The sequence below is a fragment of the Streptomyces sp. NPDC006923 genome (genome assembly GCF_040635655.1).
Classification (GTDB): domain Bacteria; phylum Actinomycetota; class Actinomycetes; order Streptomycetales; family Streptomycetaceae; genus Streptomyces.
Window position 1 is genome coordinate 196632 of record NZ_JBEYIF010000001.1, and the last position, 26870, is coordinate 223501.

Genomic DNA, 26870 nt, shown 5'->3' on the forward strand with positions numbered 1-26870 from the left:
GTCTGCCTTTCGTGGGGGGCTGGAGGTGGTGTTCGGTGGCGGTGTGTGCGGGCGCTGCGTACGCGGCCGGGCCCGGTCGGCGTCTCCGTACGGACGACGTCCCTGACATGCGCCCGACAAAAAAGCGTGATCCGGATTATGCGGAGGAGGCAAGCCGCGCCACAAGATCAGGGATCCGGCCACGGCGAGGGGGCGTCCTTCGGCCGCCGTCCGGTCATCGGACGGCTCCGGGGCCCGTTCGCCGTAGAGTGGGCCCGGGCTGGACGTCCCTCAGGGGGGTACGGGCGTGACCAACGGCGGCGAGGTCGAACACGGCTATCCGCATCTCGACACCGCGCGGGCGGCGATCAACGCGCTCTACAGGCGGCTGTCGCCCGACGGTGTCCGCGCGTACGCCCTCAGCGTCGCGCCGGGCGATGTCGCCTTCTCCGACGCGGACGATCTGTATCTCGGCACCCAGCGGGTGGCGCGTGCCCTGGTCCACCAGCTCCGGCTGCCGGACGCGCGGGTGGTGGTGAGCTTCCGCGAGATGCGGCACGCGGCGAGCGTCGAGCTGACCGCGGGGCCCGAGTATTTTGTCGAGCTCAACAACCGCTTCCGCAGGCACCGCCGGGACATCGGCGCCGCACTCGCCCACGAGATCACCCATGTGCTGCTGCACCGGCTCGGGCTGAGCTTTCCCGGCACCCGCGACAACGAGATCCTCACCGACACCGCGACGACCTATCTGGGCGCGGGCTGGCTGCTGCTCGACGCGTACCGCGAGGACGCCGACTCCAGCCAGAAGCTCGGTTATCTCACGCCCGAGGAATTCGGCTATGTCCTCGCCAAGCGCGCGCTCGTCTTCGACGAGGACCCGCGGATCTGGTTCACCAGCCCGCAGGGCTACACCTCGTACACGAAGGGCAGGGCGCTGGCGCTGCGCGACGAACAGCAGCCGCCGCTGACCACCGCCGGCTGGACGGGCCGTCACCGCTACGCCAGGGACCGCCGTGCCGCGCTCGACCAGCCGGGCGGCGCACCGGATCCGGCCCCGTCCGGCGCGTTCTACGCGTTCGAGCGGCTGCCGGACGGGCCGCGGGTCTCGTTTCCCTGTCCCACCTGCCATCAGCGCATCCGGGTGCCCGTCCGGGGCCGGGTACGGGCGCGGTGCGGGCTGTGCCGGACGGTGCTGGACTGCGACACCTGACCGGAGTCGCACGTAGGGTCGATCCATGACCAGAGAGCCGACAGCGGGTGTTGAGGACCTGTTCGAGGCGGTGCACGGTGGTGCGGACGACACCGTTGTACGGCTGCTCCGGGCGGGGGTCCCCGCCGAGGCGAGCGACGAGGACGGCCAGACGGCCCTGTATCTGGCGGCGGTCAGCGACGAGGCGGGGCTGGTACGGCTGCTGCTGGCGGCGGGCGCGGACCCGGAGCGGGCCAGTGGCCGGGACGGCGGGGACCTGCCGTTGTGCGGCGCGGCGTGCGGCGGGCACACCGAGGTCGTACGGGCCCTGCTGGCGGCGGGCGCCCGGCCCGACAGCCGGGAGGAGTTCGGCTTCACCGCGGTCGCCTGGGCGGTCGTCCAGGGATTCCCCGACACGCTGGAGGCGCTGCTGGAGTACGGCGCCGACCCCGGGCTACCGGGCCCCGGCGGTGAGCCGCCGCTGCTGCTTGCCGCGCGCCGGGGCTCGACGCCGACGGTGCGGGTCCTGCTGCGCTACGGCGCCGGCGCGCCGGACGGAGCGGGCCGCGAGGCGCTCGGCGCGTCGCTCGCCGAGGCGCGGCGCTGGATGGCCCTCGACGTGGAGCGGGAGCTCCGGGACGGCCTGTGGCGCGCGTACGGGGACGGCCACGAGACGGTGGTGCGGCGGATCGAGGAGGACGGCTCGGTGACCGTCGTCGTCGAACTCCTCCGGGACGGTGAGCCGCTGGCCGGGCGGGAGCAGGGGACCGGGCACGCGGCCGTCGCGACGGTGCTGGAGGCGGAGCTGGGCATCGTGACGCCGTACGGGGAACTGGCGGCGCGGGCGCTGCGCTGCGGGGAGCCGGGCCGGGACGACTGGACCGAGTCGGTGGCCGTGCTGTGGCGGCGCGGTGACGAGGAGACGTTCCGGGCCGCGGCGGCGTGGTGCGGGAGCGAGGAGCCGCTGCGGCAGACCTTCGCCGCCGAGGTGCTGTCCCAGCTCGGCGCGGCGGACGGGGCGAGCCCGTTCACCGCCCGCGCGGTCCCGCTGCTGCGGGAGATGTCCCGGCGGGCCGTGGAGCCCGAGCTGGTCCGGGCGGTCGTGACGGGACTGGGCCTGCACGGCGATCCGGCCGCGCTGCCAGAGATCCTGCGGCACACCGGGCATCAGGACGCGGGGGTGCGGCGGCGGGTGGCGCTGGCGCTGACCGGACTCCTGCCGGGTGATCACCGGGACGGGGTGTGGGCACTGACCCTGCTGAGCAGGGACGCGGAGCCCTCGGTCAGGGACCGGGCGGTGACGGCACTGGCCGGGGTGGACGCGGACACACATCCGGTCAGGGAGGCGCTGGCGGCCCGGCTGAACGATCCCGACGCGGAGACGGCCGCCGAGGCCGCCAGGGGCCTGGCGGCGCGTCAGGACCCGCGCGCGGTCGGCGCGCTGGCCCGGATCCTCGCGGACGAGGACCCCGACGGGTACGCGTGGCGGACGGCGGCCGACGCCGTGCGTCATGTGCCGCAGGGGCCGGACCGGCGACGGCTGGAGCGGACGCTCCCGCGCCGCCGGTGACGGACCGCCGGTGACGGGCCGCCGTCCGGGGCGGGTGGTGACAGCCCCGGTGAGCGGTGGCCGGAGGCGACCCGGCCGGTTCGACCGCCGCCGCGGCCGAACCGGCCCCTGACACCTGATCAGTTCAGCCGCAGCACTCCGGGCGCTTCCTCCTCGATGAGCTCCACCAGCTCGTCGAAGACGGTGCTCCCCCGGCCCGCCCGGACGTCGTCCAGCCGGGCCTGGAGAGCGGCCCTGTTGTCGGGGTGCGCACGCTCCAGCCGCTGCTGGAGCGTGCGCGCGGTCTCCTCCTGGCCGAGCGACCTGCGGGAGAGCTCGTGCCGGCGCCACTCGATGACGAAGTCGCCGTCGTCGGGTGTTCCGTACCCTCCGTGCAGGCAGTCCGCGAGCGCGTCGAGATTCCGCCCGAAGTATCCGCCGGGCCCGTTCACGGCCGCGCCGATCACCTGCCAGAAGCGATCGAGGTCGGTGACCTCCGCCCCGTCGATCACATACGTCACCGTCATGAGGCGGAGATTACCTTCCGGTCAGCAGCCGTAGTTGACGAGGGAGAACGACGCGTAGTGGTTGGAGGTGTAGTAGTCCTCGTTGTTCTTCTTGCCCGTGATGATGCGGCGGGCGCCGCGGTCCGGGGAGCCCGGGGTCACGACGGTGTACTCGTGGTAGTAGCCGTTCGACTGGCTCGGCAGCAGGCGCTCCCGGTTCTGGAAGACGCCCCCGTCCTGCGAGTACGGGAAGGGGCCGCCGGCCTCGATGAGGTCGAGGGTGTGGTGCGCCTGGGTCGGCAGCTTGGAGTAGCAGATGCTGCCGACCGCGGACGGGGCGGCGGTAGCGGTGGCGGAGACTCCGCCGACAAGGAGCGTGGAGGCCAGGGCCGCGAGGCCGCCGAGGGCGGCGATACGTGGGGGAATTCGCATGGGCACCATGATGACGCGCGTAGACGCGTACACGTCAATGCCAACTCCGTGGAATTTCCGGGAAGTTAACCGGGCGCCGCGGGCCTTTCGCGTGCCGTACACCGGCCGGGCGGAGCCCTACCGGCCATCCGTACGTACGGCGGCGGGCGCCCGGCGGCGGCGCGTCCGCCGGTACGGACACGGCAGGGGACGCGCGAAAGCCCGGCGTCGCGCGGGGCGCGGTGCCGGGCTTTCGTGCGGGTCCGCAGGCGCGGACCGGTGTCCGTGTCGCGGGCGGTCCCGGGTCAGGCCGCGGTGCGGCGGCCGCCTTCGGCGCCCCGGCCGGGACGGCCACGGCGGCCACGGCTGCCGCGTGCCGCGCCGCCCAGCCGGGGGGCGCCGCCCCCGGCCGACGCGGCGGCGCCGGTGCCTGTGCCCTTGCGCGCCGGACGCGATGTCCTCGGCTTCTGCTTCGCCTGCACGACGGGCTGGGGCACCTCGATGGTGACCGCCACCCCGGAGGGCTCCCGCGCGCCGGTGAGCCGCGCCAGCTCCTCGTCGGTGGACTTGATCCGCGCCGATCTGGGCGCGATACCGGCGTCGGACATCAGCCGGGTCATCTCGCGCCGCTGTTCGGGCAGGACCAGGGTCACCACGCTGCCGGACTCGCCCGCACGGGCGGTGCGTCCGCCACGGTGCAGATAGTCCTTGTGGTCCACCGGCGGGTCGACGTTCACCACGAGATCGAGATCGTCGACATGGATGCCACGGGCCGCGACATTGGTCGCGACGAGCGCGGTGACCTGGCCGCTCTTGAACTGGTCGAGGGTCCGGTTGCGCTGCGGCTGGGAGCGGCCGCCGTGCAGCCCGGCGGCCCGTACACCGCTGGCCAGCAGCCGCTTCACCAGCCGGTCCACCGAACGCTTGGTGTCCAGGAAGAGCAGCACCCGGCCGTCGCGCGCCGCGATCCGCGCGGTGACGGCCTTCTTGTCGGTCTCGTCCGCCACATACAGCACATGGTGCTCCATCGTGGTGACCGCGCCCTGGGACGGGTCGACGGAGTGGACGACCGGGTCCGTCAGATACAGCCGGACGAGCCGGTCGATGTTGCGGTCCAGGGTCGCCGAGAACAGCATCCGCTGACCGTCCGGCTCGACCTGCTTGAGCAGCGCCGTGACCTGCGGCATAAAGCCCATGTCGGCCATCTGGTCGGCCTCGTCGAGCACGGTGATCGAGACCCGGTCGAGCCGGCAGTCGCCGCGCTCGATGAGGTCCTTGAGTCGTCCGGGCGTCGCGACCAGCACCTCGGCGCCGCGCCGCAGCGTGCCGGCCTGCTTGCTGATCGAGAGACCGCCGACCACCGTGGCCAGCTTCAGGTTCACCGCGGTCGCGTACGGCGTGAGCGCGTCGGTCACCTGCTGCGCCAGCTCACGCGTGGGGACGAGCACCAGCGCGAGCGGCGCGCGGGGCTCGGCGCGCCGGCCGGCGGTACGGGCGAGCAGCGCCAGACCGAAGGCGAGGGTCTTGCCGGAGCCGGTACGCCCCCGGCCGAGGATGTCCCGGCCCGCGAGGGAGTTCGGCAGGGTGGCGCCCTGGATCGGGAAAGGATCGGTCACGCCCTGGGCCGTGAGGGTCTTCAGCAGGCCGCCGGGCATGTCCAGCTCGTCGAACGCCTCGACGGCGGGCAGTGCGGGGGTAATGGTCTCCGGCAGCGTGAATTCCTGCGGGCGCACGGACGCGCGGCGGGCGGGGGTTTTCGCCGAGCCCTTCGCGGGTCCCTTGGCGCGGGAACTCACCGGGCGCTTGCCGGCGGGTCGGGCAGCACGGGCCGGGCGTTCGGATCGAGTCATACGGAAAAAGCCTTCCTGGGCCTGAGGACAGCGCGAGCCGGGGCCCGCACCTGCACGGTGCGGGCCCCGGCTGCGAGGTACACGTCCGGAAATTAGGCCGGGACGATGTTCTCCGCCTGCGGGCCCTTCTGGCCCTGCGTGACGTCGAACGAGACCTTCTGGCCCTCCTGGAGCTCGCGGAAGCCCTGGGTGGCGATGTTGGAGTAGTGGGCGAAGACGTCGGCGCCGCCGCCGTCCTGCTCAATGAAGCCGAAGCCCTTTTCCGAGTTGAACCACTTCACGGTGCCAGTAGCCATGTCATTCTCCTAAAACAGGTGCAGAGCCGGAAATCCGCACTTTACGAATTCCTCGTCGCCGCATTGAGCCCCATCCGGAGAAGCCGGCAAAAACCAATAATGCGCCTGAGGAACATTCCCGTCAGGCGCACATAAAGTTCATGGGTACCAAAACTGCAACGGAGTCAGCCTAGCACGCCCGGCGGGCCGGACGTCGAGGGGCACGGGCCGACCGGGCCGGGCAGTCGGGTGATCGCGGACACCCGCGACCGGAACGCCGGACGATCACGGGCCGCGGGCCCGGCGATCACCCGGCGGGCACGGCGCCCCGGGCCGCCGCGCCGGTGGTCAGGCGAGGCGGAGCGTGACGAGTGCGGCGCGTCCTCCGGTGCGGAGCGTCGCCGGTCCGGCGCCCGGCTCCGCCGGGGTGAGGACCGCCGCGTCGTGGCGGGCCAGGATGGAGTCCCCGAGCGCGGTCGGCCCCTCCAGGGCGACGGCCACGACGGTCGCGCCCGGCGGCACGACGAGCTGGCGGCTGCCCCGTACGATCGCGATCACCGCGGTCGTACGGCCCCTGCGGCACATGACATTGAGGTTGACCACCGGCCCCGCCCGCAGCACGCAGTCGGCGGGCTGGTCGCCGGGAAACCGCAGCGGGGCGTAGCGCTCCGCGCCGATCCGGCGTCCGCCGTCGACGGTGAGGTCCAGGCCGGCGCCCTCGACCACGGTCAGCGTCCGGTCGACACCGGGGAAGACGGAGAACGGTCCGTCGGCCACGACCTCCGCGAGACTGATCCGCCAGTCGAAGCCGTCGAAGCCGCCGGGGCCGGTGGCACTGTCGGGGCCGGTGGGGCTGTCAGGGCCGGTAGGGCTGCTGGTGGAGGCAGTGCCCGCGCTCTCGGGCCAGGAGGCGATCTCGCGGGTGACCCCGCCGCCGTTCTTCCACGGCTTCGCCGGCCGTCCTCCGGCACGCAGGACGCGTGGCGTCATGACAGGAACCCCCAACAGGCTTTCCATCCGGTGCACGCTCGGGCGTCGTTGAGGTTACGCGAGGGACGGCGCCGCGATGCCCGCCCGGACAAGGCGCCCGCTGTCTCGCGTGATCCGGACGCTGATCTCCGCCGGGTCCGCGTCCTGATCGTGCCGGTGGTGCTCAAGTCATCCGCGCCGACGGCCGGTTCGGCGCAGCCGCGGCGGGTCCTGGCCACATGCCACGGCGCCTGCCGTCGGTCCGGTCGGGGACTGGGGGCAGGCGCCGCGTCCTGCGGAGGGCCCGGGAGACGCTCCCCGGGCCGACACCGCCCGTACGCCGTTGTACGGGACGTCTCATCGGGCCGGCCGCTCGCGGGGAGCGGCCGGCGCGGGGTCAGACCGTCAGCGCGCGGTCCGTGGGACGGATCGGGGCCGGCAGATCGCTGGCGCCCGTGAGATGGCGGTCCACGCCGCGGGCGGCCGAGCGGCCCTCCGCGATGGCCCACACGATCAGGGACTGGCCGCGGCCGGCGTCACCGGCGACATACACGCCGGGCACATTGGTCGCGAAGTCCGCGTCCCGCGCGATGTTGCCGCGCTCGTCGAGCTCCAGGCCGAACTGCTCGACCAGTCCGTTCTCCTGGTCCGTACCGGTGAAGCCCATGGCGAGGGTGACGAGCTGGGCCGGGATCGAGCGTTCGGTGCCCGGCTTCTGCTCCAGCTTGCCGTTGGTGAACTCGACCTCGATGAGGTGCAGGGACTGGACGTTGCCGTCCTCGTCGCCCTCGAAGTGGGTGGTGGAGACGGAGTAGAGCCGCTCGCCGCCCTCCTCGTGCGCGGAGGTGACCTTGTAGAGCATGGGGAAGGTCGGCCACGGCTGGTGGCCGGCGCGCTCGTCACCGGGCCGCGGCATGATCTCCAACTGGGTGACGGAGGCGGCGCCCTGGCGGTGCGCCGTGCCGACGCAGTCCGCGCCGGTGTCGCCGCCGCCGATGACCACCACGTGCTTGCCCTCGGCGGTGATCGGGGAGACCGTCAGATCGCCCTCCCGCACCTTGTTGGAGAGGGGCAGGTACTCCATCGCGAAGTGGATGCCCTTCAGCTCACGGCCGGGTACGGGCAGGTCGCGCGAGACGGTCGCGCCGGCCGCGATGACGACGGCGTCGTACCGCTTGCGGAGCTTCGCCGCGTCGATGTCGCGGCCGACCTCGACCTCGGTGCGGAACTTGGTGCCTTCCGCGCGCATCTGCTCGATGCGCCGGTTGATGTGCACCTTCTCCATCTTGAACTCGGGGATGCCGTACCGCAGGAGACCGCCGATGCGGTCGGCCCGCTCGTACACCGCGACGGTGTGTCCGGCCCGGGTGAGCTGCTGGGCGGCGGCCAGGCCCGCCGGGCCCGAGCCGATGACGGCGACGGTCTTGCCGGAGAGCCGCTCGGGCGGCTGCGGGGTGACGTCGCCGCTGTCCCACGCCTTGTCGATGATGGAGACTTCGACGTTCTTGATGGTGACGGCGGGCTGGTTGATGGCGAGCACGCACGCGGACTCGCAGGGTGCGGGGCAGAGCCGTCCGGTGAACTCAGGGAAGTTGTTGGTGGCGTGCAGCCGCTCGCTCGCCGCCGTCCAGTCCTCGCGGTACGCGTAGTCGTTCCACTCGGGGATCAGATTCCCCAGCGGACAGCCGTTGTGACAGAACGGGATGCCGCAGTCCATACAGCGGCCGGCCTGCTTGCTGATGATCGGCAGCAGCGAGCCGGGAACGTAGACCTCGTTCCAGTCCTTGACGCGTTCCTCGACGGGACGGGTCCTGGCGACCTCGCGGCCGGTGGTGAGAAAGCCCTTCGGGTCAGCCATGGGTCGCCGCCTCCATCATCTTCTCGGTGGTCTCGGTCTCCGAGAGACCGGCCAGCTCGGCGGCGTCCTTGGCGGCGAGCACTGCCTTGTACGTGGTCGGAATGATCTTGCTGAAGCGGTCCACCGCGGTGTCCCACTCGGCGAGGAGCTTCCCGGCGACGGTGGAGCCCGTCTCCTCCTGATGGCGGTGCACCACGGCGTGCAGCCACTGCTTGTCGGAGTCGCCGAGCGGCTCGACGGCCGCCAGGTTCCCCGCGTTGACGTTGTCCGGGTCGAGGTCGATGACGTACGCGGTGCCGCCGGACATACCGGCGGCGAAGTTGCGTCCGGTCTCGCCGAGGACCACGGCGTGGCCGCCGGTCATGTACTCGCAGCCGTGGTCGCCCACGCCTTCCGAGACGACGGTGGCGCCGGAGTTGCGGACGCAGAAGCGCTCGCCGGTGCGGCCTCGGAGGAACAGCTCGCCGCCGGTCGCGCCGTAGGCGATGGTGTTGCCCGCGATGGTGGAGAACTCGGCGAGATGGTCGGCGCCGCGGTCGGGGCGGACGACGATCCGGCCGCCGGAGAGGCCCTTGCCGACGTAGTCGTTGGCGTCCCCCTCCAGCCGCAGTGTCACGCCGCGCGGCAGGAAGGCACCGAAGGACTGGCCGGCCGATCCGGTGAAGGTGATGTCGATGGTGTCGTCGGGCAGGCCCGCGCCGCCGAACTTCTTGGTCACCTCGTGGCCGAGCATGGTGCCCACGGTGCGGTTGATGTTGCGGATCCCGATCTGGGCACGCACCGGCTGGGCGGCCTCGGCGCTGTCGGCGCCCAGGGCGTCGGCGGCGAGCTTGATGAGCTGGTTGTCCAGGGCCTTCTCCAGGCCGTGGTCCTGGCTGATCACGCGGTGGCGTACGGCGCTGTCGGGCAGGGCGGGCACATGGAAGAGCGGCCTGAGGTCGAGGCCCTGGGCCTTCCAGTGGTTCACGGCCCGCTCGGTGTCGAGCAGTTCGGCGTGGCCGACGGCCTCTTCGAGGGTGCGGAAGCCCAGCTCGGCGAGGAGTTCGCGGACCTCCTCGGCGATGAACTCGAAGAAGTTGACGATGTACTCGGCCTTGCCGGAGAAGCGCTCGCGCAGCACCGGGTTCTGGGTGGCGATGCCGACCGGACAGGTGTCCAGGTGACAGACGCGCATCATGACGCAGCCGGAGACGACGAGCGGCGCGGTCGCGAAACCGAACTCCTCGGCGCCGAGCAGCGCGGCGACGACCACGTCGCGGCCGGTCTTGAGCTGGCCGTCGGTCTGGACGACGATGCGGTCGCGCAGGCCGTTGAGCAGCAGGGTCTGCTGGGTCTCGGCGAGGCCCAGCTCCCAGGGGCCGCCCGCGTGCTTGAGGCTGGTCAGCGGGGACGCGCCGGTGCCGCCGTCGTGCCCGGAGATCAGCACGACATCGGCGTGGGCCTTGGAGACGCCCGCGGCGACGGTGCCGACACCGACCTCGGAGACCAGCTTCACATGGATGCGGGCGCCCGGGTTGGCGTTCTTGAGGTCGTGGATGAGCTGGGCGAGGTCCTCGATGGAGTAGATGTCGTGGTGCGGCGGCGGGGAGATCAGACCGACACCGGGGGTGGAGTGCCGGGTCTTGGCGACCCACGGATAGACCTTGTGGCCGGGGAGCTGGCCGCCCTCGCCGGGCTTCGCGCCCTGCGCCATCTTGATCTGGATGTCGTCCGCGTTGACCAGGTATTCGCTGGTGACGCCGAAGCGGCCGGAGGCGACCTGCTTGATGGAGGAGCGGCGGGCCGGATCGTACAGCCGGTCCGCGTCCTCGCCGCCCTCGCCGGTGTTGGACTTGGCGCCGAGCTGGTTCATGGCGATGGCGAGGGTCTCGTGTGCCTCGCGGGAGATCGATCCGTACGACATGGCGCCGGTGGAGAAGCGCTTGACGATCTCGGAGGCCGGCTCGACCTCGTCGAGGGGGATCGGTGTCCGGCCCGAGGCGAAGGTGAACAGGCCGCGCAGTGTCATCAGCCGCTCGGACTGCTCGTTCACCCGGCCGGTGTACTTCTTGAAGATGTCGTAGCGGCGCGAGCGGGTGGCGTGCTGGAGCCGGAAGACGGTCTCCGGGTCGAAGAGGTGCGGCTCGCCCTCGCGGCGCCACTGGTACTCGCCGCCGATCTCCAGCTTGCGGTGGCTCGCGGAGATCCCGGACGCCGGGTAGCCCTTGGCGTGCCGGGCGGCGACCTCGGTGGCGACGACATCGAGACCGGCGCCGCCGATCTTGGTGGCGGTGCCGTTGAAGTACTTGTCGACGAAGGCCGCGTCCAGGCCGACGGCCTCGAAGACCTGCGCGCCCCGGTAGGAGGCGACGGTGGAGATGCCCATCTTGGACATCACCTTGAGGACGCCCTTGCCGAGCGCGTAAATCAGATTGCGGATGGCCTGCTCGGGGGCCAGGCCCTCGATGAACGTGCCGGCCCGGACGAGGTCCTCAACGGACTCCATGGCGAGGTACGGATTGACGGCGGCGGCGCCGTACCCGATGAGCAGGGCCACATGGTGCACCTCGCGGACGTCACCGGCCTCGACCAGCAGGCCCACCTGGGTGCGCTGCTTGGTGCGGATGAGGTGGTGGTGGACGGCGGCGGTGAGCAGCAGGGAGGGGATGGGCGCGTGCTCGGCGTCCGAGTGCCGGTCGGACAGGACGATGATCCGGGCGCCGCTCTCGATCGCGCCGTCGGTCTCGGCGCAGATCTCCTCGATCCGGGCGGCGAGGCCCTCGCCGCCCTCGCCCACCCGGTAGAGCCCGGAGAGCGTGGCGGCCTTCATGCCCGGCATGTCGCCGTCCGCGTTTATGTGGACGAGCTTGGCCAGCTCGTCGTTGTCGATCACCGGGAAGGGCAGGGTGACGCTGCGGCAGGACGCGGCGGTCGGCTCCAGCAGATTGCCCTGGGGGCCGAGGGAGGAGCGCAGCGAGGTGACGAGTTCCTCGCGGATGGCGTCCAGCGGCGGGTTGGTGACCTGGGCGAAGAGCTGGGTGAAGTAGTCGAAGAGCAGCCTGGGCCGCTCGGAGAGCGCGGCGATCGGCGAGTCCGTGCCCATGGAGCCGATGGGTTCGGCGCCGGTGCGGGCCATCGGGGCGAGCAGGACGCGCAGCTCTTCCTCGGTGTAGCCGAAGGTCTGCTGGCGGCGGGTGACCGAGGCGTGGGTGTGCACGATGTGCTCGCGCTCGGGGAGGTCCTCCAGCTCGATCTCGCCGGCGCCCAGCCAGTCCTGGTAGGGCTTCTCGGCGGCGAGGGACGCCTTGATCTCGTCGTCCTCGATGATGCGGTGCTCGGCGGTGTCGACGAGGAACATCCGGCCGGGCTGGAGGCGGCCCTTGCGGACGACCTTGGCCGGGTCGATGTCGAGGACGCCGACCTCGGAGGAGAGGACGACCAGTCCTTCGTCGGTCACCCAGTAGCGGCCGGGGCGCAGACCGTTGCGGTCGAGGACCGCGCCGACCTGGGTGCCGTCGGTGAAGGTGACACAGGCGGGGCCGTCCCAGGGCTCCATCATCGTGGCATGGAACTGGTAGAAGGCGCGCCGGGCCGGGTCCATGGAGTCGTGGTTCTCCCACGCCTCGGGGACCATCATCAGCACGGAGTGCGGCAGCGACCGGCCGCCGAGGTGCAGCAGTTCGAGGACCTCGTCGAAGGTGGCCGAGTCGGAGGCGTCGGGTGTGCAGATGGGGAAGATCCGCTCCAGCTTCTCGGTGCCGAAGAGGTCGGAGCCGAGCTGGGACTCGCGGGCGCGCATCCAGTTGCGGTTGCCCTTGACGGTGTTGATCTCACCGTTGTGCGCGACGAAGCGGTACGGGTGGGCGAGGGGCCAGCTCGGGAAGGTGTTCGTGGAGAAGCGCGAGTGGACCAGGGAGATGGCGGTCGCGAAGCGCCGGTCGGAGAGGTCCGGGAAGAACGGTTCGAGCTGGCCGGTGGTGAGCATGCCCTTGTAGACGATGGTGCGGGCGGAGAGCGAGGGGAAGTAGACCCCGACCTCGCGCTCGGCGCGCTTGCGCAGCAAAAACGCCTTGCGGTCCAGGACGATGCCGGTGCTGGCGCCGTCCGTGACGAAGAGCTGGCGGAAGGCCGGCATCGTCGCCCGGGCGGTGGCGCCGAGCATCTCGGGTGCGACGGGTACCTCCCGCCAGCCGAGGACGGTCAGGCCCTCTTCCGCGGCGATCGTCTCGATCCGCGACACGGCCGCCGTGGCGTCGCCCGCGGGCAGGAAGCCGGTGCCGACGGCGTAGGAACCGGCCTCGGGCAGTTCGAATCCGGCGACCTCGCGGAGGAAGGCGTCGGGGACCTGGAGGAGTATCCCGGCGCCGTCGCCGGAGTCGGGTTCGGAGCCGGTGGCGCCCCGGTGCTCAAGATTGCGCAGTACGGTCAGCGCCTGCTCCACCAGCGCGTGGCTGGGTACACCGGTGAGGGTGGCCACGAACCCGACACCACAGGCGTCGTGTTCGTTACGGGGGTCGTACATCCCCTGCGAGGCGGGGCGACCGTCCATGGGCGACCAGGCGTCGGAACGCATCGGCTCTCCCGTCGTCGTCGTGGCATATGCGGTACCGAGGGACGACGCTGGCCCTCCGAGAAATTTCGTGCAGGTTACATGATGGGCGGCTTCTCAGGAAGCGGATAGCGCATTCCAGCATGTGGACACCGCGCAAAGCGGTGGATGAGGGACGCAGACGGACAGATCGTCGTCCGATCGGCTTGGCGAAGTAGGCTTCGTTGCCCGCAGCGCCTACGGCTCATGCCCGGTGATTGCGGATTCGAAACCGCCGGGTAACGGCTACATGGGGGCGCCGGAGAATAGTGTCTCATTTGGGGGAAGCCAGCGCTTGGGGAGATATGTCACAGGCCGGGCGTTCCCTCCGGGCGGCCCCGGCCGCTGCCCCGCCGCCCGGCTTTCTCCAGACTTCTCGCAGGTCAGAGCGCTGCGCCGAAGGCCGCGCCCAGCCCGTAGGTGAGCGCCGCGGCCGTCCCGCCGAGGACGAGCTGGCGCAGCCCGCTGTACCACCAGCTCCGCGCGGTCACCCGGGCGACCAGCGCGCCGCAGGCGAACAGCCCGATCAGCGCGAGAAGCACGGCGGGCCACAGCGCGGTGGCGCCCAGCAGATACGGCAGCACCGGGAGCAGCGCGCCCAGGGCGAAGGAACCGAACGACGACACGGCGGCGACCAGCGGTGACGGCAGGTCGTCCGGGTCTATCCCGAGTTCCTCGCGGGCGTGGATCTCCAGGGCCTGCACGGGGTCCTTCGAGAGCTGCCTGGCGACCTCGCGGGCCAGCTCGGGCGCCACGCCCCGGGACTCGTAGAGCGAGGCGAGCTCTTCCATCTCGTCGGCCGGGTGGCTGCGCAGTTCCTGGCGCTCCACGTCCAGCTCCGCCTGGACCAGCTCCCGCTGCGAGGCCACCGAGGTGTACTCGCCCGCGGCCATCGAGAAGGCGCCCGCCGCGAGTCCCGCCAGCCCGGTGATCACAAGGGTGTGCTGGGAGACCGCGCCGCCCGCGACACCGGTCATCAGCGCCAGGTTGGAGACCAGTCCGTCCATCGCGCCGAACACCGCGGGGCGCAGCCAGCCACCGTTCACGTCGCGGTGCGTGTGGTTGTCGCGGTGCGCCACGTGCAGCGTCGCCTCGGTGTCGATGATGGACATGCTTCTCCTCTTTCCACCGGAGCGGATCCGAGTCCTCCACGGACCGGTCTCCACCCCTCCCGACCCTCGAAAATACGCACGGAAAAACGCCGCCGCCAGCAAGGAAGGCCGTACTTACCAGGCCCGATCCAGGAGGAATCCAGGAGAAATCCAGGAGGAAACGCCGCTGTCAGCCGGGTGACAGCGGCGTTTCCCCGACTCCTCGGGCGCCTCGCGTGGCAGAGATCCAGAGAACCCGGAGAACCCGGAGAACGGAAAGCGACCGGCGGTGACCGGGGCGGGGGCGGGACACCGACACGGCCGCCACGATCCGCCGGGATCACCGGGAAAGGCTCGGGCTCGCCGCGCGTGAAAGGGCCACACGATGGAGTCGACCGCATGCGATCCGGCCGCCCAGGAGATCGCCGCGCTCCGGGACCGGGCGCGTGGCGCGCTGCTCGGTCTGGCGGTGGGGGACGCCCTGGGCGCCCCCGCGGAGAACATGCGGCCCTCCGAGATCCGCCGCCGCTGGGGCCGGATCGAAGGCTTCGTCACCGACAATCCGGTGGGTACGGACGACACGGAGTACGCCATCTTCTCCGGGCTGCTGCTCGCCCGGCACGGCTCCGCGCTGACCGTCGCCCATGTCGAGAAGGCCTGGCACCACTGGCTGGCGGACCTCGACGAGGGCCCGTTCCGCGGTGCGGGTTTCAGCGAACGCGGCACGCTGGAGAACCTCAGACGCGGTCTCGCCGCGCCCATCACTGCCCAGCACCGCCACGCCTGGAGCGACGGCCTCGCGATGCGCGCCGCTCCCTTCGGGGTCTTCGCGGCGGGCGATCCCGGGGAGGCGGCGCGGCTGGTCGCGGTCGACGGCACGGTGAGCCATGACGGTGAGGGCATCTACGGCGGCCGGGCGGTGGCGGCCGGTGTCGCCGTCGCGATGACCGGCGCGGGCCCCGCCTCGGTGATCGCCGCGGCGCTCTCCGTCATCCCCATGGACTCCTGGACGGCCCGCTCACTGCGCCGCGCGGTCGTCGCCGCCCAGTGCGACCACCTCGACACGCTGGCCATGGAACGCGCGGTCCGTTCCGCGGTGGTCATCGGCGGCTACCCCTGGACCGATCTGGCCCCCGAGGCGGTGGGGCTGGCCTTCGGTGCCTTCTCGGCGGCCCGGGGGGACTTCCGTATGTCGGTGCTGACGGCCGTCAACATGGGCCGCGACGCGGACACCACCGCCGCGGTCGCGGGCGCCCTGGCCGGAGCCATGTCGGGGGCCGGCTCCATCCCCGCCGAATGGTCCTCCGCCATCGGCCCGGCGCGCGGGAGCTGCCTGCCCTCGATGCGCGGCTACCACGTGCTGGACATCGCGGATCTGCTCACCCCGTACGACGACGAACAGGCGGCCTCATGACTGCGGACCAGACGGAAGACCGCCCAGACCCGGCGCGCGGGGACGACCCGCGGGGCCGGGGCGCCGGGCCGGTCCGCCGTATCGAGGGGCTGCTCCTCGGGCTGGCCGCCGGGGACGCCGCAGGATGGCCCGCCGCGCGGCACCGGGCCGCCCGGATGCCCGAGTGGACCCGGCGGCTCACCCGGGAGCTGGACACCTTCGCCGAGCAGAACGCGACGACCACCCTGCCCGTGCCGATCGCGCTCAACCAGCCGCCGGAACCCCTCCGGCTGGGCCCCTCGGACGACGCCGAATGGGCCGCCTTCGCCGCCGAGACGGTGCTCACCGCCGCCGGCGGCCTCTTCCGCGGTCTCGGCGCCGAGCGCCGGATGCGGGCCGCCGTCGATCTCGCCTGGAACTCCCTGGCCGGTGAGATCGCGGCGGCCGCCGCCCGCGCGCCCGAGGTCGAGTCCGCCGTACCGCCGCTGCGGGCGCGGATCTCGGTGCGCGCCGGTCTCGGCAATCTCGCCACCGGGCTGCGCCCGCCCGCCACCGGCCACGACAATCCGCACTACTTCGACGACGCGGCGTGTGTACGGGCCGCCGTCCTCGCGGTCGTCCACCCGGGCGACCCGGCGGCGGCGGCCGAGCTCGCCGAGTTCGACGCCCGGTACACACAGGACGGCGACGGGGTGCACGGCGCCCGTGCCGTCGCCGCCGCCGTCGCCGCCGCGCTCGGCGGCGCGGACGCCGGGAGCGCGGTGGACGCGGCCCTCGCCCAGCTTCCCGAGACCACGGAGATCGGCCGCAACGCCCGGCACGCCGTCAAGCTGGCGGACGACTTCACCGAGGAGCCGGCCGGGGCCTTCGCGCTCGTCCCGCTGCTGGAGCATCAGATCGTCGACCATGTGTACAGCTACGGCATCGCCGCGGCCGAGACCGTGCCCGTCGCTCTGGCGCTGACTCTCGCGGCGCGCGGTGAGGTCGCCGGGGCGGTGCCGGCCGCCGCCTGCCTGTCCCGGGTCGCCGACTCCGCGCCCGCCCTCGCCGGCGCGCTGACCGGCGCGCTCGGCGGCGGGGACAGCGTGCCTGCCGCCTGGCGGGACGCCTGCCGCACCCTGGCGGGCTGCGCGCTGCCCCGGCTCGCCGGGACCGATCTCGTCGAACTCGCCGGGCTGCTGGCAGACACGGAACTGACCACTCCGGGGGGACAATTCCGACATGACGACGCTCAGCACTTCTCCGCACCAGGCACTCCCGACGGCCCCGGCCGCCACGGCACCCGTCCCCACGCTCGCTGACCGGATCACCGGCTGTCTGATCGGGGCGGCCGTCGGTGACGCGCTCGGCGGACCGGTCGAGGGCTACTCCCCCGACCAGATCGCCGAACGCCACGGCGGCCGGGTGTCCGGCATCGTCGGGCCGTGGCACGAGGACTGGCGCACGGCCCGCCCCCTCGCCCCGTACCACAAGGGCGACGGCCATGTCACCGACGACACCCTGATGACACACGCGCTGATCCGCGTGTACGAGGCCGTCCGCGACCATCTCGACGCCTACGCGGTGGCCGGCCATCTCGTACCGGACCTGATCTCCACGCCCCGCTGGATCCCGGAGCTGGAGGCCGAGGCGCTGCCGCTCCAGCGGATCTTCCTGGCCGAGAAGTGGCTCGTCGCCCGCCTCCACTACGGGCACGTCGACCCGCGCGAGGCGGGCACCGGGAACATCGTCAACTGCGGTGCGGCGATGTACATGGCGCCGGTGGGACTGGTCAACGCGGCGCATCCGGAGGCCGCCTACGCCGAGGCGATCGATGTGGCGGGCGCACACCAGTCCTCGTACGGGCGGGAGGCCGCCGGAGTGTTCGCCGCGGCGGTCGCGGCGGCCTGCCTGCCCGGCGCCACCCCGGCGACGGTCGTCGAGAGCTGTCTCGCCCTCGCCAAGGACGGCACGCGCGCCGCGATCGAAGCGGTGTGCGAGGAGGCGTCGCGGCACCACGACACGGAGTCCGCGCTGCGCGGGCTGCGCGACGCCGTCGCGCCCTTCGACACCGTCGGCCCGGACTACCGCGCCCCGTCCCTGGGCGCCCGCCGCCCCTCCCGGCTGCACTCCATCGAGGAACTGCCGGTGGCGCTCGGCATGCTGCTGGCCGGCGCGGGCGACTTCCGCCGTACCGTGCTGGGCTCGGTCAACTACGGACGGGACTGCGACTCCATCGCCACCATGAGCGGCGCCCTGGCCGGGGCGCTGAGCGGCGAGTCCGGCGTACCCGCGGAATGGGCCGCCCGGGTGGCCGAGGCGAGCCGTCTGGACCTGCACGCTCCGGCACGCGCCCTGACGCGCGTGGCGTCCGAGGTCTTCGCGCGGGACACGGAGCGGCGCCGCGCGCACGAGAAGGCGTTCGCCCGGCTGACGGAAGTCCGGTGAGCGGCCTGCGTCTCACCTGGGTCCAGCCCGAGGACCTGATCGGCCATGAGCTGCGCCAGGCGTCGGAGGACGGCCGCGACGCCGCCTGGATCGCGTACCGCTGGCGCTCGGCGGGCGGCCACCTGGCCCCCGAGCGCGCCGGTGTCTCCTGGGAACCGGCGTCGCCCCGGCTGCGGGCCCTGGCCGAGAGACTGCTGGACGAGCTGTCGCTGCTGCCCTCGGCGGCCGCGGAGTCGGAGCCGACGGATCTGCCGGCGATCCGGGGAGCGTGCCCGTCCTGGCCCGAAGGACCGCGGGCGTCCCGCGCCTCCCGTGACTCCCCCGCCTCCCTCGCCTCCCCCGATGGCGGCCCCGGCGGCCCGGGCCCCGGCTCTGGGGAGACCGGCTCCCGGGAGACCTCTCAGGAGGCGCTCCCCGTCCTCTCCGTCGCCCGGCTGCATGCCGCGTGGCTCGGCCGGGCCGTGGGGTGTCTGCTCGGCAAGCCGGTCGAGAAGCTGCCGCTCCAGGGCATCAGGGCCCTCGCCCGCGCCACCGGCAACTGGCCGCTGCGCACCTGGTTCACCGCCCGGGGCCTGCCGCCCGGCCTCGCCTACGCGTATCCCTGGAACCGGCGTTCCGCGCCGACCTCGCTCGCCGAGAACATCGACGGGATGCCCGAGGACGACGATCTCAACTATCCCCTCCTCAATCTGCTGGTGCTCCAGCGCCATGGCCGGGGTTTCACCACCGCGCAGGTGGCGGGGGTCTGGCTGGACGAGCTGCCGGCCGGGCGTACGTTCACGGCCGAACGGGTCGCGTACCGCAATCTGCTCTCCGGGATCGAGCCGCCGTACACCGCCCGGTACCGCAATCCGTTCCGGGAGTGGATCGGCGCGGTGATCAGGGCCGATGTGCACGGCTGGACGCATCCCGGGGACCCCGCGGCCGCCGCCGAGCAGGCGCACCGGGACGCCACGCTCACCCATACCGGCAACGGCGTGTACGGCGCGATGTTCACCGCGGCCGTGATCGCCGCGGCGGCCGGCGGCACGGAGGTGCACGGCTGCCTCCGAGCCGGGCTGTCCGTCGTACCGCCGTCTTCCCGGCTCGCCGGCGCCGTCCGGCTCGGTCTCGAATACGCCCGCGCCCACGCGGACTTCGAGACCGTCGTCGACAAGCTCCACGCCGGACTCGGCCACTACCACTGGGTCCACGCCGTCCCCAACACCGCCCTGGTCGCGGCCGCCCTGGCCCATGCCGACGGCGACTTCGGCGGGTCCATCTGCCGTGCCGTGTCCGGCGGCTGGGACACCGACTCGAACGGCGCGACGGCCGGTTCCGTCGCCGGCCTGCTGGCCGGCCGTCCGGCCGGGCTGCCCGAGCACTGGACAGCACCGCTCAAGAACCGGCTCGCCACATCCGTCGGCGGTTTCGACGGCATCGGATTTGATGTCCTCGCGGAACTGACCCGCACCGCGACCCACAGAGAGGCATTCCGGCCATGACCGCCATCGTGGTGCTCGGCAGCACCAATATGGACCTCGTCACCTATGTCGCGCGGGCCCCGAAGCTCGGCGAGACCGTCACCGGCCGGGAGTTCCGTACGATCCCCGGCGGCAAGGGCGCCAACCAGGCCGTCGCCGCCGCCCGCGCGGGCGGGGACGTGGCGATGGTCGGCGCGGTCGGCGCGGACGAGTTCGGCGAGCAGCTCCGGCACACACTCGTCTCCTCCGGTGTCGACACGGACCTCCTGCGCACCGCCGAGGGCCCCTCGGGGACCGCCCATATCGTCGTCGACGACGAGGGCGGCAACTCGATCGTCGTGATCCCTGCCGCGAACGGCACCGTCACCTGTCTCGGCCCCGGTGACGAGACCCTGATCGCCGCCGCGGACTCCCTGCTCCTCCAGCTCGAACTGCCCCTGAGCGCCGTCCTGGCCGGCGCGGAGGCCGGCCGCCGCCACGGCGTACGGACCGTCCTCACCCCCGCGCCCGCCCAGCCGCTGCCGCCCGGACTGCTCGCCGCCGTCGATCTGCTCGTTCCCAATGAGCACGAGGCGGCCATGCTCACCGGGATCGCCGACCCGCGAGCGGCGGCCGACGCCCTGCTGCGCCAGGTCCCGGAGGTGGTGATCACCCTGGGGGCGGCGGGCAGTCTGTACGCGGCCCGGGGCGCGGAGCCCCTGAACGTGCCCGCGCCGCGGGTCAGCGCCGTGGACACCACCGGCGCGGGCGACACCTTTGTCGGTGCCCTCGCCGTCGCGCTGGGCGAGGGCCGGCCGATGCCCGAGGCGATGGGCTGGGCCTCGGCGGCGGCGGCGCTCTGCGTCCAGCGCCCCGGCGCGTCCACCTCCATGCCGTACCGCACCGAGATCGAGGTCTGATGACCGCTCCCGTCGCCATCCCCACGCCCACCCCCGCCCCCACGCCCACCCCCTCCGCTCCCCCGGACGCGCCGGCCCCGCCGCCCCTCGCCGGTCTGCGCGTCCTCGACCTCGCGACGCTTTTCGCGGGTCCGCTGGCCGCCACCCTGCTCGGTGACTTCGGCGCCGACGTGATCAAGGTCGAGCACCCCACCCGGCCCGATCCGTCGCGCGGCCACGGCCCCGCCAAGGACGGCGTGGGCCTGTGGTGGAAGCTGCTCGGCCGCAACAAACGCGCCATCACCCTCGATCTCTCCACCCCCGGCGGCCGCGACGTCCTTCTCCGGCTCGCCGCCGACGCCGATGTGATCATCGAGAACTTCCGCCCCGGCACCCTGGAGAAATGGGGCCTGGGCTGGGAGACGCTTTCCACCATCAACCCCCGGACCGTCCTCGCCCGGGTCACGGGCTTCGGCCAGTTCGGCCCGTACTCGCACCGCCCGGGGTTCGGCACCCTCGCCGAGGCGATGAGCGGCTTCGCCGCCGCCACCGGGGAGCCCGGCGGACCGCCCACGCTGCCGCCGTTCGGCCTGGCCGACTCGATCGCCGCGCTGGCCACGGCGTACGCGGTGATGACCGCCCTCAACGGCCGGGCCGTGACGGGCCGGGGCCAGGTGGTGGATCTGGCGATCATCGAGCCGATCCTCACCGTCCTCGGGCCGCAGCCGCTCTGGTACGACCAGCTCGGCTATGTCCAGCCGCGTACGGGCAACCGCTCCCGCAACAACGCCCCGCGCAACACCTACCGCACCGCCGACGGCTCCTGGCTGGCCGTCTCCACCTCCGCCCAGTCCGTCGCGGAACGGGTCATGCGCCTTGTCGGCCGCCCGGAGCTGACCGAGGAACCCTGGTTCGCCACCGGCGGCGGCCGGGCCGGCCACGCGGACGTACTGGACGAGGCGGTCGGCGGCTGGATCGGCCGCCACACCCGGGAGGAGGCCATGACCGCGTTCGAGAAGGCCGAGGCGGCGATCGCGCCCGTCTACGACATCCGCGACGTACTGGAGGACCCGCAGTACCGGGCCCTGGGCACCATCGTCGAGGTCCCCGATCCCGAGCTGGGCCCGCTCAGGATGCAGAACGTCCTCTTCCGGCTCTCCGAGACCCCGGGCGCGATCCGCTGGGCGGGCCGGCCCCATGGCGCGGACACCGACGCGGTGCTGGCCGAGCTGGGGCTGACCGCGGCGGAGATCGCCGCGCTCCGTTCGGACGGGGCGCTGTGAACGTCGCTCTCACCTGGCTCTATGTCCCCGGAGACCGACCGGAGGTCATGGCCAAGGCGCTCACCTACGGCGCGGACGTCGTCATCGTGGACCTGGAGGACGCGGTGGCGCCGGACCGCAAGGAGTACGCGCGCGCCGCCACGACGGAGTTCTTGGCCGAGGCCAGGACCGTCCCGGTCCATGTCCGTATCACCGACGAACACGATGTCCCGTCGCTGGTCGGCCTCGCAGGGCTGACCGGGCTGCGCCTTCCGAAGGTCACCCACGCGTCCGATGTCCACCGCGTCGCCGCACGCGCCCCGGACACCGCGCTCTATCCGCTGCTCGAATCGGCCCTCGCCCTGGAACACGCCTACTCCATCGCCACCGCACATCCCGCCGTCCGGGGGATCGCGCTCGGTGAGGCGGATCTCCGTGCCGATCTGGGCGTACGGGACGACTCCGGCCTGGACTGGTCGCGCAGCCGGGCCGTGGTGGCGGCCCGCGCGGCGGGTCTGGCCCCGCCGGTCCAGTCGGTGTTCCCGGACATCAGGGACCTGGACGGGCTGGCGGCGTCCTGTGTCCACGGCCGGTCCCTGGGGCTGCTCGGCCGGGCCGCGATCCATCCGCGTCAGCTCCCCGTCATCGAGCGCGCGTATCTGCCCACGCCGCGGGAGATCGGGGAGGCCGAGCAGATCATCGAGGCGGCGGGCGACGGCGTGGGGGCGCTCGCGCTGGCCGACGGCCGGTTCGTGGACGCGGCGATCGTGGCGGCGGCCCGCCGCACCCTGTCCCTGGCGGCACGCCACGGCGCGTTCTGAGAACCCGGCCGGTCTCCCGGAAAAAACACCGGGGCCCGCAGAACCTCTCGGTCCTGCGGGCCCCGGTGACACGGGCGGTGCCCGTCAGCTCTTCTCGGCCGCCCCGGCGCCGGTGGAGTCGGCCACGACGGCCCCATCGGTCTTCTCAGAGGCGTCGTTCACCGTGGCGTCCTTGACGAACTTGTCGTCCTTGACGTCTTCGGCGTCCTTGGCATCGTCCGCGTCGCCGTCAGCCGCCTTGGCGTCCCCGGTGGCCGCGGCGTCGTCGGGGGCCTTGGGCGTGCCCCCGGTCTCCGGCTCCACGACCTCCTCACGACCCGGCCGGACCCGCGCCGAGATGACGAAGTAGACGACCGCCAGCACAAAGACGACCGCCGCGGTCCAGACGTTCAGCCGGACGCCCAGAATGTGGTGCGCCTCGTCCACCCGCATGTACTCGATCCAGGAGCGCCCCACGCAGTACAGCGCCACATAGAGGGCGAAGACCCGCCCGTGTCCGAGCGTGAAGCGGCGGTCGGCCCAGACGATCAGCAACGCCACACCCACGCACCAGAGCGACTCGTACAGGAACGTCGGGTGGTAGAGACCCGCTTCCCGGTTCGCGCCGGCGCTGATCTTCAGTGCCCACGGCAGGTCCGTCGCCTTGCCGTACAGCTCCTGGTTGAACCAGTTGCCCCAGCGGCCGATGGCCTGCGCGAGGACGATGCCCGGCGCGATGGCGTCCGCGTACGCCGGAAGCGGGATGCCGCGACGCCGGCAGCCGATCCAGGCACCGACCGCGCCCAGCGCGATCGCGCCCCAGATCCCGAGGCCGCCCTCCCAGATCTTGAAGGCGTCGACCCAGTCCTCACCGTCGCTGAAGTAGAGCTGGTAGTCGGTGATGACGTGGTAGAGCCGGCCGCCGACCAGGCCGAAAGGCACCGCCCAGACGGCGATGTCGGCCACGGTGCCGGGTTTGCCACCCCGGGCGACCCAGCGCTTGCCGCCGTACCAGACCGCGACGAAGACACCGATGATGATGCAGAACGCGTAGCCACGGAGCGGCAGTGGTCCGAGATGGAGCACTCCGGTCGAGGGGCTGGGAATGTAGGCAAGTTTCATGGCGGAACCGACGCTACAGTGCCGGGCGGGACGTAGGGCAACCCGCCCGGCAACTTCTGGATAACGGGCTCAGGCCGACGGAGTCGAATCGGCCGGGGCCGAGCGGGGGGCGGACGGGGAGACCGTGCCCGGCTTCTTGCCCTTGTCGGCCGCCGCGACCCATTTCTGCAGATTGGCCGGGGTGATCTCTTCGTTGCCCTTCTTCGGGAAGACCGGCTCCCCGTTGAGCAGCACGGTCGGCGTGCCGGAGAAGCGGCCCGCCCGGAACGCCGCGGCGGACTTGTTCACCCAGGCGTTGTGGAGACCGCCCTCCACACACTGGCGGAAGCCGGGCGCCCTCTCCAGGCCGTCGACCCTGCCCGCCAGATCCAGCAGACGGCTGTTCCTGGCGTAGGTGTCCTCCGTCTCCGGCGGCTGGTTCTTGAACAACACGTCGTGGTACGGCGCGAACTCACCGACGTCCTGCGCGCACGCCGCGGCGTTCGCCGCGTTCAGCGAGCCGCTGCCGCCCATGTTGTTGTCGATGAGCGTGACGAGGTGGTACTCGACCTTGAGCTTGCCCGCCTTCTCCAGCTTGTTGATCGTGCTCCGGAAGGTGTTCTCGAACTGGGCACAGGCCGGGCAGCGGAAGTCCTCCCACACCGTGAGCGTGGACGGCGCGTCCGGCGCCCCGACGGGGATCGCCAGATCGTCCTTGCCGTTGGCACCCGACGGCGCGGCGGCCGGTCGCGCCACGTCGACTTCCTCGTCCTCGCCGGCGTTCGCGGCGATCAGCCCGATCACCGCGGCCAGGCCGAGGGCTCCGACCACCGCCGCGGACACGATCAGGGTGCGCCTGCGCTTCTCGCTCACATTCTGCTCGTCACGTTCCTGCTGGAGCCGCTCTCTCGCGCTCCGGGTTTCCTCACGGTTCTTCTCGCTCACGCACACAGCAACGAGCCGGGGAGGCATCTCCGCACCTCCCCGGCCGCAAATCCACCCGTACGGGCTATGCCGGGGCTCAGCGCTTACGTACGCCCTGGGCCAGCTCGCCCGCCAGCTCGCGCACCGCCACCAGACCCGACGCCGCGTCGGGCGCGTCCAGCAGGCGCTGCACAAAGGCCGAGCCGACGATCACACCGTCGGCGAAGCCCGCGACCTCCGCCGCCTGCGCGGCATTGGACACGCCGAGGCCGACACACACCGGCAGCCCGGTAGTGGCGCGGGTGCGCCGTACCAGGTCCTGGGCCTGCACACCCACCGACGCGCGCGTACCGGTGACGCCCATCAGGGAGGCCGCGTAGACAAAGCCGGTGCCCACGGCCGTGATCTTCGCCAGCCGCTCGTCCCGGCTGCTCGGCGCCACCACGAAGACCGTGGCCAGACCGTGCTTCTCGGCGTGCTCGCGCCACAGCACGGACTCCTCGACGGGCAGGTCGGGCAGGATGCACCCGGCGCCGCCCGCCTCGGCCAGCTCGGCGGTGAACCGCTCGACGCCGTACCGGTCGACCGGATTCCAGTACGTCATCACCAGCACCGGCCTGCCGGTCGCCTCGTATGCCTCGCGGACCGTGCGCATCACGTCGGCGATCTTCACACCGCCGCGCAGCGCGATGTCGTCGGCGGTCTGGATGACCGGCCCGTCCAGCACCGGGTCGCTGTGCGGCAGGCCCACCTCCACCACGTCCGCGCCGCCCTCGAAGGCGGCCTTCACCGCGGCGATCCCGCCGTCGACGGTCGGGAAGCCGGCCGGCAGATAGGCGATCAGGGCGGCCCTGTTCTCCTCGCGGGCGTGCGCGAGCGTGTCGGCCAGTAGCTGAATGTTCCCGCTCACTTGGTGTCCTCGCCGTCGTACAGCCCGAAGTACCGGGCGGCCGTGTCCATGTCCTTGTCGCCACGTCCGGAGAGGTTGACGACGATCAGGCCGTCCTCGCCCAGCTCCTGTCCCAGCTCCAGCGCGCCGGCCAGCGCGTGCGCGCTCTCGATGGCCGGGATGATCCCCTCGGTACGGGAGAGCAGGCGCAGTGCCTCCATCGCGGCGGCGTCGGTCACCGCCCGGTACTCGCCGCGTCCGCTGTCCTTGAGATACGCGTGCTCGGGGCCGATGCCCGGATAGTCCAGTCCGGCCGAGATCGAGTACGGCTCGGTGATCTGGCCCTCCTCGTTCTGGAGGACGTACGACCGCGATCCGTGCAGGATGCCCGGCTCACCCGCGGTCAGTGTGGCGGCGTGCTCGCCGGTCTCGATCCCGTGTCCCGCGGGCTCGCAGCCCACCAGCCGCACGCTCTCGTCGGGGATGAAGGCGTGGAAGAGGCCGATCGCGTTGGACCCGCCTCCCACACACGCCACGGCCGCGTCCGGGAGCCGCCCGGCCCGCTCCAGGATCTGCCGGCGCGCCTCGACACCGATGACCCGGTGGAAGTCACGCACCATCGCGGGGAAGGGGTGCGGCCCGGCGACCGTGCCGAACAGATAGTGGGTGCGGTCCACATTGGCGACCCAGTCCCGGAACGCCTCGTTGATGGCGTCCTTCAGCGTCCGGCTGCCGGACATGACCGGCACGACATCGGCGCCGAGCATCCGCATCCTGGCCACGTTGAGCGCCTGGCGGCGGGTGTCGATCTCGCCCATGTAGATGGTGCATTCGAGCCCGAACAGGGCACAGGCCGTCGCGGTCGCGACACCGTGCTGGCCGGCGCCGGTCTCGGCGATGACCCGGGTCTTGCCCATGCGCCTGGTCAGCAGCGCCTGGCCCAGCACATTGTTGATCTTGTGTGAACCGGTGTGGTTGAGGTCCTCGCGCTTGAGGAACACCCGGGCGCCCCCGGCGTGCGCCGCGAACCGCGGGACTTCGGTGAGCGCGCTGGGCCGGCCAGTGTAGTTGACCATGAGCTCGTTCAGCTCGGCGGCGAAGGCCGGATCGGACTTGGCCTTCTCGTACTCGACGGCGACCTCGTCGACGGCGGCGACCAGCGCCTCCGGGATGAACTTGCCGCCGAAGGCACCGAAGTACCCGTCGGCGCCGGGCGTCAGGCCCTCGGGGTCGGGGACGAAAAAGCCGGACTGGTCCGGCGGCAGGGAGGACTCTGAGGTCACGGAGGACTCGGAGAACACGGAAGAAACTCCTCGGGAGGTACGGGCGGGATTCACCGTATGCGCGCTGAGGCGGCACAGCCCCGGGCCCGGCGAGGGCACGAGCCCGCGGACCGCGGCGGCCGGTGCCCGGGATGACCCGGGTACCCGGTCACCTCGATATACGCGGGTGAACGGCGGTTCGGCGTCACGACTCGCGGGACCGGTGG

General features: G+C 72.4%; 21 protein-coding genes. 9 read left to right on the forward strand and 12 right to left on the reverse strand.

The features are described 5' to 3' along the window. Positions 1–286 precede the first annotated feature (286 nt). Together ABZ707_RS00895 and ABZ707_RS00900 are read left to right on the forward strand one after the other, a co-directional pair. Entirely contained in the window at positions 287–1189 is a 903-nt protein-coding gene (locus tag ABZ707_RS00895) for a hypothetical protein (protein ID WP_360165571.1), read from the forward strand. A gap of 25 nt (positions 1190–1214) precedes the next feature. Continuing rightward, positions 1215–2738 (forward strand): ankyrin repeat domain-containing protein, encoded by a 1524-nt coding sequence (locus ABZ707_RS00900; protein WP_360165574.1) that lies wholly within the window; start codon positions 1215–1217, stop codon positions 2736–2738. 119 nt (positions 2739–2857) lie between these two features. Here the strand turns inward: ABZ707_RS00900 and ABZ707_RS00905 are convergent, their stop codons facing one another. The 8 genes from ABZ707_RS00905 to ABZ707_RS00940 form a co-directional block, all read right to left on the reverse strand. Further along, entirely contained in the window at positions 2858–3244 is a 387-nt protein-coding gene (locus ABZ707_RS00905) for a barstar family protein (RefSeq protein WP_360165577.1), read from the reverse strand. Positions 3245–3265: 21 nt separating this feature from the next. Then, positions 3266–3655 carry a ribonuclease domain-containing protein gene (locus tag ABZ707_RS00910; RefSeq protein ID WP_360165580.1) on the reverse strand — a complete coding sequence of 130 codons (390 nt, stop codon included), beginning with the start codon at positions 3653–3655 and terminating at the stop codon, positions 3266–3268. A gap of 284 nt (positions 3656–3939) precedes the next feature. After that, positions 3940–5484 carry a DEAD/DEAH box helicase gene (locus ABZ707_RS00915; protein ID WP_360165583.1) on the reverse strand — a complete coding sequence of 515 codons (1545 nt, stop codon included), beginning with the start codon at positions 5482–5484 and terminating at the stop codon, positions 3940–3942. Between the two features lie 92 nt (positions 5485–5576). Then, entirely contained in the window at positions 5577–5780 is a 204-nt protein-coding gene (locus ABZ707_RS00920) for a cold-shock protein (RefSeq protein WP_015607926.1), read from the reverse strand. 327 nt (positions 5781–6107) lie between these two features. Further along, entirely contained in the window at positions 6108–6749 is a 642-nt protein-coding gene (locus ABZ707_RS00925) for a HutD family protein (RefSeq protein ID WP_360165587.1), read from the reverse strand. A gap of 376 nt (positions 6750–7125) precedes the next feature. Further along, positions 7126–8586, reverse strand: coding sequence for a glutamate synthase subunit beta (locus ABZ707_RS00930; RefSeq protein ID WP_360165590.1), 1461 nt, complete (start codon positions 8584–8586; stop codon positions 7126–7128). After that, positions 8579–13138 (reverse strand): glutamate synthase large subunit, encoded by a 4560-nt coding sequence (gene gltB / locus ABZ707_RS00935; RefSeq protein WP_360165592.1) that lies wholly within the window; start codon positions 13136–13138, stop codon positions 8579–8581. Before gltB ends, ABZ707_RS00930 begins: the two co-directional genes overlap by 8 nt. A 398-nt stretch (positions 13139–13536) precedes the next feature. Further along, complete coding sequence (locus ABZ707_RS00940) at positions 13537–14265, reverse strand: VIT1/CCC1 transporter family protein (protein ID WP_360165595.1); 729 nt, start codon at positions 14263–14265, stop codon at positions 13537–13539. Positions 14266–14629: 364 nt separating this feature from the next. On the opposite strand from ABZ707_RS00940, the gene ABZ707_RS00945 reads away from it, so the two are divergent. Genes ABZ707_RS00945 through ABZ707_RS00975 form a run of 7 tightly spaced genes read left to right on the forward strand, consistent with a single transcriptional unit; the run spans position 14630 to position 22488 of the window. Beyond that, positions 14630–15658 carry an ADP-ribosylglycohydrolase family protein gene (locus ABZ707_RS00945; RefSeq protein ID WP_360165598.1) on the forward strand — a complete coding sequence of 343 codons (1029 nt, stop codon included), beginning with the start codon at positions 14630–14632 and terminating at the stop codon, positions 15656–15658. Next, on the forward strand, positions 15655–16938 hold the full coding sequence (locus ABZ707_RS00950) for an ADP-ribosylglycohydrolase family protein (RefSeq protein ID WP_360165601.1): 1284 nt from the start codon (positions 15655–15657) through the stop codon (positions 16936–16938). The genes ABZ707_RS00945 and ABZ707_RS00950 overlap by 4 nt, the downstream gene beginning before the upstream one ends. Continuing rightward, positions 16859–18064, forward strand: a complete 1206-nt coding sequence (locus ABZ707_RS00955) for an ADP-ribosylglycohydrolase family protein (protein ID WP_360165604.1) — start codon at positions 16859–16861, stop codon at positions 18062–18064. The genes ABZ707_RS00950 and ABZ707_RS00955 overlap by 80 nt, the downstream gene beginning before the upstream one ends. Beyond that, positions 18061–19548, forward strand: a complete 1488-nt coding sequence (locus ABZ707_RS00960; RefSeq protein WP_360165607.1) for an ADP-ribosylglycohydrolase family protein — start codon at positions 18061–18063, stop codon at positions 19546–19548. The genes ABZ707_RS00955 and ABZ707_RS00960 overlap by 4 nt, the downstream gene beginning before the upstream one ends. Then, a complete protein-coding gene (gene rbsK, locus ABZ707_RS00965) occupies positions 19545–20426 on the forward strand; it encodes a ribokinase (RefSeq protein ID WP_360165610.1) in 882 nt (293 codons plus the stop codon). The genes ABZ707_RS00960 and rbsK overlap by 4 nt, the downstream gene beginning before the upstream one ends. Beyond that, a complete protein-coding gene (locus ABZ707_RS00970) occupies positions 20426–21688 on the forward strand; it encodes a CoA transferase (protein WP_360165612.1) in 1263 nt (420 codons plus the stop codon). The genes rbsK and ABZ707_RS00970 overlap by 1 nt, the downstream gene beginning before the upstream one ends. Further along, positions 21685–22488 (forward strand): CoA ester lyase, encoded by an 804-nt coding sequence (locus tag ABZ707_RS00975; protein WP_360165615.1) that lies wholly within the window; start codon positions 21685–21687, stop codon positions 22486–22488. The genes ABZ707_RS00970 and ABZ707_RS00975 overlap by 4 nt, the downstream gene beginning before the upstream one ends. Positions 22489–22572: 84 nt before the next feature. Here the strand turns inward: ABZ707_RS00975 and lgt are convergent, their stop codons facing one another. The 4 genes from lgt to trpB form a co-directional block, all read right to left on the reverse strand. Continuing rightward, positions 22573–23589 (reverse strand): prolipoprotein diacylglyceryl transferase, encoded by a 1017-nt coding sequence (gene lgt / locus ABZ707_RS00980; protein WP_360165618.1) that lies wholly within the window; start codon positions 23587–23589, stop codon positions 22573–22575. Positions 23590–23658: 69 nt separating this feature from the next. Further along, complete coding sequence (locus tag ABZ707_RS00985) at positions 23659–24513, reverse strand: thioredoxin domain-containing protein (protein WP_360165622.1); 855 nt, start codon at positions 24511–24513, stop codon at positions 23659–23661. Between the two features lie 76 nt (positions 24514–24589). Continuing rightward, entirely contained in the window at positions 24590–25402 is an 813-nt protein-coding gene (gene trpA, locus ABZ707_RS00990) for a tryptophan synthase subunit alpha (RefSeq protein WP_360165625.1), read from the reverse strand. After that, positions 25399–26646: a tryptophan synthase subunit beta gene (gene trpB / locus ABZ707_RS00995; protein WP_360166910.1), complete on the reverse strand. Its 1248-nt coding sequence runs from the start codon at positions 26644–26646 to the stop codon at positions 25399–25401. The genes trpA and trpB overlap by 4 nt, the downstream gene beginning before the upstream one ends. Positions 26647–26870 lie beyond the last annotated feature (224 nt).